Source organism: Pseudomonas sp. AP42 (assembly GCF_001728935.1).
Taxonomy (GTDB): Bacteria; Pseudomonadota; Gammaproteobacteria; order Pseudomonadales; family Pseudomonadaceae; genus Aquipseudomonas; species Aquipseudomonas lactis.
Genome location: NZ_LYSO01000025.1, coordinates 57,588 through 66,777, shown reverse-complemented (window position 1 = coordinate 66,777; position 9,190 = coordinate 57,588). Strand labels below are relative to the sequence as shown.

4 protein-coding genes are annotated in these 9,190 nt (G+C 55.3%); all 4 read right to left on the bottom strand.

Annotated elements, in window-relative coordinates; translation table 11 throughout:
* Positions 1-210: 210 nt before the first annotated feature.
* The 4 genes from A7K61_RS12420 to A7K61_RS12405 all read right to left on the bottom strand — a co-directional run bounded on the left by A7K61_RS12420 (position 211) and on the right by A7K61_RS12405 (position 9,056).
* Positions 211-1,548: an imelysin family protein gene (locus A7K61_RS12420; protein WP_032895564.1), complete on the bottom strand. Its 1,338-nt coding sequence runs from the start codon at positions 1,546-1,548 to the stop codon at positions 211-213.
* 126 nt (positions 1,549-1,674) lie between these two features.
* Positions 1,675-3,726 carry a bifunctional diguanylate cyclase/phosphodiesterase gene (locus A7K61_RS12415; protein ID WP_047711652.1) on the bottom strand — a complete coding sequence of 684 codons (2,052 nt, stop codon included), beginning with the start codon at positions 3,724-3,726 and terminating at the stop codon, positions 1,675-1,677.
* Positions 3,727-3,963: 237 nt separating this feature from the next.
* Complete coding sequence (locus A7K61_RS33135; RefSeq protein ID WP_153475495.1) at positions 3,964-4,140, bottom strand: hypothetical protein; 177 nt, start codon at positions 4,138-4,140, stop codon at positions 3,964-3,966.
* Between the two features lie 245 nt (positions 4,141-4,385).
* Positions 4,386-9,056: an RHS repeat domain-containing protein gene (locus A7K61_RS12405; protein ID WP_069557661.1), complete on the bottom strand. Its 4,671-nt coding sequence runs from the start codon at positions 9,054-9,056 to the stop codon at positions 4,386-4,388.
* Positions 9,057-9,190 lie beyond the last annotated feature (134 nt).

Below are 9,190 nucleotides of genomic sequence, written 5' to 3'. Positions count from 1 at the left end.
ATCAAGAGCGGCTCGCTTCGCATCGTGGAGTGTGTGGCCGGGCGCGGTCAACTGTGGGAGCTGGCTTGCCTGCGAAGGTATCGACTCGGTTTGCCTGAATCACCGAGTTGTCTGGATCGCAGGCAAGCCAGCTCCCACAGAGATAGGTGCAGCAGTTATTGCGCACATGAAAAAGGCGACCCGCAGGTCGCCTCTTTCAACTGCGCTTGATCAGAACTCGTGATCAGCACTGTCCGGGTTCAGGTCGCTGATGCCCAGCTTGCCGGCAGCGGCTTCGATCGAGCCGGTCTGCTTGACCAGGGCGGCGATCGAGTCACGCACGATCTGGTTGCCCTTTTCATTGTCCGCGGCGATCAACTGGTCGTAGTGCTCGCCGTTGTTGGCGTGGTCAACCATCACTTGGATCTTCGCTTCGGTGGCCGCCAGATCAGCCTTGAGGGCTGCATCGGCTGCCGGGTCGGCCTTGGCCACCAGGGACGACAGGCTGGCGCCGGTCAGCTTGGTGCCGTCAACACGGGTGTATTCGCCCAGGTAAACGTTACGGATACCCTTGGCGTCGTAGAAGTGCGAGTAATGGGTGTTGTCGCTGAAGCAGTCTTGCTCGTCTTCCGGCGAGTTGGCTTCCAGGGACACTTTCATGCGCTCCCCGGCGAGCTCGCCCAAAGACAGGCTGCCCATGCCGAACAGCATTTTACGCAGGCCGTCGGTGCCCGGTTCCGACTCCAGGGTGGCGCGGTAGTTGTCTTCGACGTTGGGCTTCCAGTTGTCGACCATTTCCTGCAGGTCGCTGACCAGCAGTTGGGTGACCGCACGCAGGTAAGTGCGGCGGCGCTCGTTGTGGCCGCCGGTTGCACCGTCACCGGTCATGTAGTCCGACGCCGGACGGTTGCCCGCGCCTGGGCCGGTGCCGTTGAGGTCCTGGCCCCACAGCAGGAATTCGATGGCGTGGTAGCCGGTGGCGACGTTCGCTTCGGAACCGCCCAGCTCATTGAGGCTGGCGAGTTTTTCCGGGGTGATGTCCTTGACGTCGACCTTATCTTCGCCCACCTGAATCTCGTTATTGGCGATGATGTTGGCGTTGGCACCGGGGTTACCCAGCGCGTGCTCGTAGGACTTGTCGACGTAGTCGATCAGGCCTTCGTCCAGGGGCCAGGCGTTAACTTGGCCTTCCCAGTCGTCGATGATGGTGTTGCCGAAGCGGAATACTTCGCTCTGCAGGTAGGGTACGCGCGCGGCGATCCAGGCGGTACGGGCCGCTTTCAGGGTTTCGTCGTTCGGGTTGGCGAGGAAGGTGTCGATTGCGGTCTGCAGGGTTTTTGCGGTGGATTCGGCATCGCTGTAAACCGCAAACACCATGTCTGCGTAGTGCGCGACCACGGCCTTGGCGGCCGCTTCGTCGACCTGGCCTGCCGGGGCAGCCGCCGGTGCGGTAGTGCTGGCGGCAGCGGGTGCCTGGGGCGCGGCGGCCTTGTCTTTACCTTCGCCGCAACCGGCGAGAGAAATGGCAATGGCCAGCAGACTGGCGGTGGCCAGGGGCATACGAATCATGGCGAACATCCTGCTTCGGTTGTTGATAGGGCGCGCGGGGAGCGCAAACGCTGCGACATAATGCGAAAGATTTGCATTTTGTGTAAAGGCTTATACGCGGGAAATATTGAGTATCGAAGTGTAAATTCAAAGGCTCACGGCGTTATTGCGCTCTGACTGCTTCAAATAAGCCGTCAACTCCCGGGCCTGCAGCGGTTTGCTGTAGTGATAACCCTGCCCCTCATGGCACCCCTCGGAGATGACGTAGGCCTCCTGTTCGGCAGTCTCCACCCCTTCGGCAATCACCTGCATGCCCAGGCTTTTGCCCAGTTGGATAATGGCGCGCACGATGGTTGCGTCATCGTCGTCGTCCTGCAGGTCCTGGACGAAGCTCTTGTCGATCTTGATCTTGTCCAGGGGCAGGCTCTTGAGATAACTCAAGGAGGAATAGCCGGTGCCGAAGTCATCAATGGCGATCAGTGCCCCGGAGCGACGCAGACTCAGCAGATGCTGGGCGGCGGTGCTGATGTCTTCCATCAGGCCGGTCTCGGTCACTTCCAGCTCCAGGCTGCGCGGTGGCAGGCGATAGATCTGCATCAGGTTGTTGACCACCCGCGGCAACTCGGTGTGGTGCAGTTGCACGGTGGACAGGTTGACGGCCATGCGCAGCGCCGTGAAACCCTGATCATGCCATTCGCGCAATTGCCGGCACGCCTGGTCCAGCACCCATTCGCCAATGGGAATGATGGTGCCGTTCTGTTCCGCCAGCGGGATAAACAAGTCCGGCGGTACCAGCCCGTGCTCAGGGTGCTGCCAGCGCAGCAGGGCTTCCACGCCCACCACCTGATGGTCGCGGTAGCTGATTTGCGGTTGGTACACCAGGTGCAACTGCTCACGGCTCAGGGCATCGCGCAGGTCTTTCTCCAGTTCACGGCGCCGGCGCATTTCGCTGTCGACGCTGGCGATATAAAACTGGTAGCGGTTGCGCGAGCGGCTCTTGGCCAGGGTCATGGTCTGCTCGGCTTTTTGCAGCAACTTCTCGGTGCTGTCGCCATCCTCCGGAAACAGCGTGATGCCGATGGTGGCGCGCAGGCGGATCAGGTCATGGTCGAGCGCAAATTCAGCCTCCAGGTCATCGAGAATACTTTGCGCCAGTTCGGCGGCTTCGTAGGGCTGATCGATATCGGCTTGCACCAGGGCGAACTGGTCGCCGCCCAGGCGGGCGAGCGTACCCAGGCGGCCGCTGTGGGCGCGCAGGCGGTCGGCCAGGGCCAGCAGCAGTTTGTCGCCGGCCTGGTAGGTAAACTGCTCGTTGACGCTCTTGAAGTCATCCAGCCCCACGCACAACACCGCGACACGGCGTTGCCGGCGGCCAGCGTCCGTGAGGATCTTGTCCAGTTGCGCCTGCAACTTCTGGCGGTTCGGCAGGCCGGTCAGGAAGTCGTATTGGGCCATGCGCAACAGGCTCGATTCGGCTTCGTGGCGCAGGTGGGTATTGCGCTCGATGGATTCGAGCAATTGGTTGGCAGTGTTTATCCACTGCCCCAGTTCGTTGCGTTCGTGGCCCTTGAGCTGAGGGATCTTGTGCTCGCTGGGGCGGTCCGGGTTGATCGAGGTCAGGTGCTCGATCATCCGCGACAACGGCTTGGTCAGCATCCAGTGATACACCAGGTACAGCACCAGCCCCATGGCCAAGGCGCGCAATACGCCCGAGATAAAGATGATGACCGAACTGACCAGAAAGCTTCGGCCATAGGTGGCGGTGTCGAGGGTGATACTCAGGTCGCCGTAATATTCGCTGTAGGGGCCCTTGCCCACCAACGCAGTGGTAAAGGAGCGTTCCTGACCAAGAATCAGGTCGGTCAACCAGCGGCTGGGGGACTGCTGTAAAGGGCGGCTTTTTTCCGCCAGCATGGTCTCGTTGGGGTGGCCGATAGAGGCCATGCGCACAGCGTCGTCCTGGAACAGACCTTCGATCACCTGCATGCCCATCTCGCGATCCAGGCTGTACACGGCCTGGGTCGAGGGGTCGCGAAACATGTCGAGGATGCGCTGGGCATCGCCCGCGACGGCCTGGCGCGTCTTGTAGGCATCAAAAACGATCTGCGCCACGCTCAGCGCCACACCCACGATCAAGGCCGACAGCAGCACAACCCGTAGCAACTTCACCGACAAGCTGTTCTTGAGTTCCAGCTTCAAAGGGGCATTCCTTGTCTCATGCGGGTGGCCGTCAATATGCCATGAGTATTGGCAATCTGGTGATGGCAGTCAAAGGGACATTGGGGCTTGGGATAAATTGAGGGTGTTGCTGAATAAAGATGCCGCGGTGACAACTTATGGTGGGGCTTTCACAGGCGGGCAAAAGGGCACGACGTGCGCAGCAGGCTTGGCAGGGGAGAAGGCGGAGCAGATCCGCCTTCCAGTTCGACGACCTTCTTAATAATTGCACTTACCCTCTGACTGGTGTGCGTCCCCGGCGACCTTTGCGTCCTTGCCGACCGTGTCTACGAGCTTGTTCGCCAAGTCCAGAGCGCCTTTTGCCACATCCAGGCCCTTGTCGAGAAGGCCCGATATCATCGGGATTGCGCCTGCTGCCATCGAAATAGGATCCATCGTCATTCTCCACATTCATTCAGGAGGGTTATTCCTCCTGACGGTTGTGTGGTCAATTGTTACGGTTGAGTTCCGGTATCTCTGGGCTGTCTGCCTGGCGCGCATAAAAAAGCCCGGCGATTGCCGGGCTCAAGTGTAGCGAATGCCCTGAGACGGTACTCCAGTCGATCGCTGGCGATTGATGTCAGTATCGGGCGAGGCCAGTGCCCCTGTTTGTCTCAAGGCGCTGCTTCGCTGAGGGCGGTTTACTTCCGGATACTAGTCCATAACTTGTGCCAGCTACCATTCGGCAACCAAGTACCATTACCGATGAGCGTATTCAAACCGTCCACTTTTTCCATTTCACTCAGCGCCCCGGTATTACTCAATACGCCGGTAACACCAAATAGCAGGGTGTTAAAGTCTTGGAATAGTTCGATGCTCGGTGTTTCCTTGAGGACCCCAGTGTATTGATAAGGCTCTATCAGGCGCAGCTTAGATATAGGATCCATATTCTCCGGCAGCTCGCCAAGGCCGGCTCGCACTATTTTTTGCGCCGGCGAAACAGCTGCCGTGCGTCGAAAGACGTTCTTGCCGACAGTGCGTGTCGTATTCCCCAGGTAGTTGGAAAGTCTTGCAAATCTCTGTGGCATGTTCTTGATCAGTGCCGTAGCTCCAGAGGCAATACCGAAGAATAGTGAGGCCCAGGCCAGTGCTTGGGACCATTCCGGATGGCTCTCGGCAATAACTACTGCGGTGACCGCCAATACTGCTGAAGTAAGAGCGGCCAAGGCCGCTGCTACTATCAGCGACGCCGGGGCCGTCATAATTGCGGTGAGCACCCCTATACCGCTAAATAGTATAGTGGAAATCACCTTACCACTCTCACCAAGGCTGAGAGGCTCGGGCAGATTGTCTCCCCAAATGTTCCTCAGTGCCCGGCTAACCGAGAAGTGACCGCTGGGGTCATGAAAGTTGATCGGGTCGTTACCGACACAATAGCCGTAGGCGTGTGGGCCACCGATGCCAAATGGGCTGCTGGTGTCTGGGGCGTGGAACTGTCGTATCTGGGGCAGGTAGACGCGTTCGCCCAAGGGGATTTGGCCGTTCGTGGCGTCCTCGTATTCTCCTTGGTAGCCCAATAAGGAGTGGGTATCTTCGAAGAAATGTTCGCCGAACGCGGTATAGGCATGAAACTTTGTGGTTTCAGCCACTGCGTCGTAGGTGACACACACCGTGCCATTAAGGTCTCGCCATTCGTACAGGATCCTGTCCACCCCTGAAATCCTGGTTTGTTGGGCGATGCAACTGGCGCTGCCGGGCTGCAATTGCCGGAAATTGCTGTCATTCTCAATGGCATATTCGCCGTTGAGCTGGCCCTCTCTATAGATGAGCTGACGTTGGTCCGGCCCCTCACCGACTGTCATCAGGCTATCATCGGGGGCGTAGCTGTATAGCTTGCTCCCTATCTGCGTCAAGTGCCCCAACCAGTCATAATGGTATTTTCTGCCTTTTTGATCTTGAGAGATGCGGCCGGCGGCGTCATAGGTCAAAGTGGCCGATTTTGTGTAGTCCGCATGCGTGTTCTCGATCTTTTCCAGGCGAACCCCCATTGAGCTGTCGTAGGTATAGGTCGCGATATTGCGCGCGCCAGCGAAGGTGCTGACACACCGGCTGACATTGCCAAGTGCGTCGTAGGTGAACTCTTCTTTGTCTATGAGTTTTCCTTTCGGGTTTTGTGGCCTCCATACCCCTGTTGTCGTGCATGACTTAAGCCTCCCAGCAGCTGTGTAGGTGAAGCTGCGTGAGCCCAGGACGTCGCTGTCTCCTTTCAACTGAACCTGTTTGAACCGGCCGTCACTATAATAAGATGTCATTATTTTAAGGATGATGGAGGTATTGACGGGGTGAAACTCGCGCATGATTTCACGTTGCTGAGCGTCGTATTCATATTTGAGATCAACGTGTTTCGCTGCGTCGGTCTTAACCTCTAGACGTTCATTCTCTGCGAGCCCTTGGTCATTGTATGTGTAGGAGGTGACGAACTCTTTTTTGCTAAAGGTACGCTGTCCACCTGAGTTGTATAGGAACTTCGTTGTCGCGCCGAATACGTCGGTATCACTGAGTAAACGCCCTGCGGGCGAGTAACTGCAGGATACTTCTTTGATTTTGCCAGACTGCGTCTGAGCGTGTTGTTGCGTCACGCGCAGTTGGCTGTCATGGTGGTGTTTCAGAATACGCTCTCCCTCACTGGCGGTGGAGATGTTTTGCCTGGCATGGGCATAGCTGAACGTTTTCTGTTTGCTGCCGTCTTCGTTAGTGATTTTGCTCAGCTTGTTGCCCAGTTCCGGGATGTACTCATGTTTGAGGACGAGGCCGTCCGCTGTTTTTGTCGAAGCAGGGACCGTGCTGGCGCCAATGTAGGTATAGGTTTCGGTCGCGTCGCCCCGGGTCAAGCTAGTGACACGGCCCCACGCATCAAACGTACGTTTACCCAGCGAGCGTCTTTGCAGGCCAAGGAGGGAGAAACTGATGTCTATGGTTTCAGGTTCGTTGCTCGGAGAAAAAGCGGGGTAGGTGTAATGGTAGGTGTAGGCAAGGTTTAAAAGGGGTAGCAAGCCTTTATCGTCTTCAACATGGGCCTCCGTGAGTACGCGTCCGAAAGAATCGCGGGTATAGGTGATGGTGGTGACCCCGAACTCGCCATCGGTTTGCAACTGCTCAAGGAGTCGCTCCTCTGTGTAGGTAGCGGTTTGAGTCTGATAGACCGCGCCATTCTGATCGCGAAACTCAACTTTCTTGATTGTTTCGTCCTCGTTGTAGGTGGTTACCTTTCTATGTTTATCAGTGGGTGTTCCGCTCCACTCTGTGCGTGTCATCGCGATGGGGTCGTAGTGGTTAAAGTCTCGCCGGCCGCTGCTATAGTTTCGCTGCTCGACTTCACCCCAACCATCATAGACCACCTCACTCCACTCACTGAGCTGCGTGCCGTCTGCGTGGTAATCATATTGAGTGCTGCGCTTCTCCCTTCCGTAATTGTCGTAGCTGACCTCCTTGAGCAGGCGTTGAGTGCCTGGTTCGGGGTAGTCGTACTCTCTGAGGAGTCGGTCCTGCCCATCGTATACTTCTAAGCGAACCTGCCCGTTAGCTTCAGTGATCATGACTTGGCCTGGGGCAGGGTAGGTATAGGCCGTGATTTGCTTATACGTTGGGCTCTGCGCACATAAAGTGAGGGTCGCTAACCTTCCGAACGCGTCGTAAGTGTACTCGGCCCGATTACCGTCCGTGTCTACCTGGCGTATAAGTCGCCCGCTAAGTACGCTTTGAGTGCTTGAGGAAACGCGCGTCTGAGTGCCGATGCTCTCGGTGGTTGTGGTGGTTAGCTCGGAATTGTTTGTGCCTCCAAGAGCGTAATTGAAGTCTCGAACGGGTAAGCCGAATTCGCCGTCCTTCTGAGTGATTTTTTTTGGTTTTCCTTTTCGAAAGCTGTTTTCTTGGTAATACTCAATGTGTTGGTAGGTTATGCGTTGCTTGAGAGGGTTATAGGGCGAAAAGATTTGAATTAATTGGCTAAGTTTTTGCTCGCTCATGCCCTTTATTGAATCATAATCGAACTGTTTGACGATCTTAACTCCGGGAGATGAGCTCAATGAGTACTGAGTTTCTTGGCGGGGTAGAGGAGCTTGGCCATTGACAGGAGGGTCGTAATTATATTGAGTTGCTTTTCCCGGTTGTATGTTCTCGATCAGGGCGGCATGTTGATTAAATCGATTTTTAATTTCTACCTTTCGGCTCTTGGTGTTGTGGCGGTACGTAATAGTTCGGTCGTTTTTTATAGCGGTTGAGTCAGCAGAGATTGTGTGGCTTGTGGTGATAATGAAAGGTACGTTGCGGCTGGATCTTGTCACGGTTTCCAATACGATTTCATTGGTGTTGTAGTCGTATTTGTATTCTGTTATCGCTTCGTGAAATTCGGTGGTTATGTAGTAATCAAACCTGTCTGAGCGGTCGTATTCATAACGGTGAACAAATGGTAGGGCGCCATTACTAGGGTAGATGTAATGTTCGTTCACACATGGCAGTTTTGTTAATTTCGGATTGTCCGGAAAACTCAACCCATTGTCGTTATACAACAACACTTCGACGAGGCCGTCCCAATTGGTGAATTTGTTCAGTAACCAACCAGCGGTCTCATGGTCCAGATACTCAAGCTTGGTTTGGATATCGTCGGCGAGCACTACGGATGTGAGGGCGTAGTCCTCAATGTTCAGTTGATAACGCAGTTTTTCAGCGGGGTGGGTCGGCCAGTAGGTCATGGTGACGGGGGTTATCGCTGGTTGGTCGGTGTCATTGGCGAGTGTGTATTCTATTTCGATGAGGGGGTCTCCCTCGCCGTCACCGTCGCGAATACTTTTTAATTTTGTTTGGTAATAGGTTTTACCCTCTATGATATGAGGTGTGGCTATCCAGTTAAAATGCAGCTTGTTGTAACCATCGTCGGTCAGCCACTCTGGAAAATAAAATAATGTGTCTTCCAATTTTGATAGGAGCTCTACTCTACCTCCGCGCCGGACCTTTAGTTTTCCATCATTATCCCATTCAGCGTCGATCGTAGGGGTGTTCAAGTTTTTGCCCTTTTTCAGGGACAGTGTTTCTCCACTATGGAGCGTCAGCCTTTCATATTCCTCACTGTAGAGGGTCGGGCTGAATTCCCAGCCGTCGCCCAGGGCGGCTTGGTTGTTGGTCAGAGGGCTATAGAATAGGTTCATTTCGAATACGGGGCCATTGCCTGAGTTACCGATAATTGCAGGCATCTTTATATAAGCTTCAAACAACCCGGTACGGGTGTTCACCATATTGGATTTTTGTGTGGTTGCATTAAAGATTGGCTCGCTTTCGTAGTCGGCCGGGTCTTTGCCCATTGGGTTGTGCGCCATGGTTAATCTCCTTATAACGTGATAGTCCTGACCGTTCAGAACGGGGTATGGAGATATGAGCGTATGGAGAAATCAACCGGTTAGAACCTGTGAGTTCTGACAGTTGTTTATAATGATTGGCTATGGCTTGGGTT